1 protein-coding gene is annotated in these 1,710 nt (G+C 43.0%); it reads left to right on the forward strand.

The window, feature by feature from the left end:
- A partial coding sequence (locus A3766_RS20170) for an ankyrin repeat domain-containing protein (protein WP_156509001.1) occupies positions 1 to 1,657 on the forward strand: 1,657 nt, incomplete at its 5' end.
- Positions 1,658 to 1,710 lie beyond the last annotated feature (53 nt).

The raw sequence follows: 1,710 nt of genomic DNA on the forward strand, positions 1-1,710 counted from the left end.
GAATGGGAAATCGATAACATTCTTCAAGTCTACTGATCTAATTTCTATAGCGATGGAAAACCCCTGGAGTGCAAAGGATCATAAGGGAGTTATCATTAATTTGCTTGGAAGAGTCAATAAGAAAAGTAGAATGCTTCCCTTCTATTTAAAGCAAGCAATAAAAATAAATGCACCTCGCGAAATACTGAACGCGTTTAAGTCAAAAAGAGGTAGCTTTGATTCTTATAAAGATGCTGAAGGAAATACGCCCTTATTTGAAGCCGCTGTTTTATCCAATGAAAACCTATTTCGATTCTTGATCGAAGAAGGGTCGGAGCATAGTTTAAAAAATAAACTCGGCTTAACACCTTTACATTTTGCTTGCTCGTCAGCGCCAATCAAACAAAGTTATTCAATTATCGACTTTATGCAATCTAAGGGAGCCGACATTAACTATGTGTCTTCTGATGGGGTGTCTTGTCTTGCTAGCGCTATTTCTCACAATGCTCTTAATGGATCCCCAACAAATGGGGGGGGGCTAGTTGACGAGATGGTATTTCGAGGTGCAGCAATAAATTTATCTGTGCTGGTTGCAGATAAAGCTTTCTCACCCTTATATTCTGCTGTTTATTATAAAGATAACTCTGCCGCTATAAGGCTTGTTGAATTAGGCGCTGACGTAAATCAACGCCCTAAAGACAGAGAGTCAGTTCTTCACCTTGCAACACAGCAGTTAGACCGTGTACTTACGCACAAACTGATTGGTGCTGGAGCTTCGTTAAACGCGTTAGATTCAAAGAATCAAACTCCATTGTTTTATGCTTTCCCAAACTACAAAGAAGAGATGACGTCTAAGCACATGGAAATGATTAAGCTTCTCGTAAGCAGTGGTGCCAACCAATCCTTGAAAAACAACTCAGGTCTAACCGCTAAAGAATCATACGTTAACGCTAGAGCAAACTATCTCGAAGAACAGCGTCAGATCGCCTACAACAAACGAATGCAAGAACTTCGTAAACAGCGAATGGAAGAGATTGCAGAGGCGAGACGAGAGCGCAATAGACAGCGTCGAGCGGCCCAGAAAAGAAATGGCTTTCAATGGGGTAAATTCTTGGCAGGCGTAGCAGGCGCCGCAATCGGGGGTGCGCATAAGCTCGATGCAAGAACTCAGGCTGAATTTGTTACCGGGCTGATGAAAGACAGTCAAGCTGGGGTTGATGGACTATCCAACAGTATGTCTGCGTTTAATAATGCCACAAATGGTTTTAATGCATCGACGTATTCATCATCGAATAGTGATTATTCTTCTGGCGTGCCTTATATGGAGACAGTCGAATGGGCACGTCAACAGGGTGAAGAACATAAACAGGAGATTGAAAGGCTGAACCGAGACTATGGTCAAATGCTAAGTAGTTCTAACATTACGCTTGGATATGATGATGGTTCAGCTGAAAGAGCGAGGATAGCAAAACTTGAAGCAGAGCAAGCTAGGAGAGCTGAAGCACAGCGCATCAAAAATGAAGATCTCGCTCGACAATCGAGGATAAAACATCAAGAGTTTCTTCGTCAGGCTGAGAGAGAGAGGAAAGAGCGAGAAGATGCACTGCCTGATTGCGCGAAGCCTCCTACCGGACCGAACCCTAATCCAGGTAAAGGTTCTAGAGCAATCTGTCTGTAGGTCGCGGGTTTCAGGCAATTACGCAGTTAACACTGCTAAAAACATAAGGAAAG

The organism is Oleiphilus sp. HI0132 (assembly GCF_001635845.1).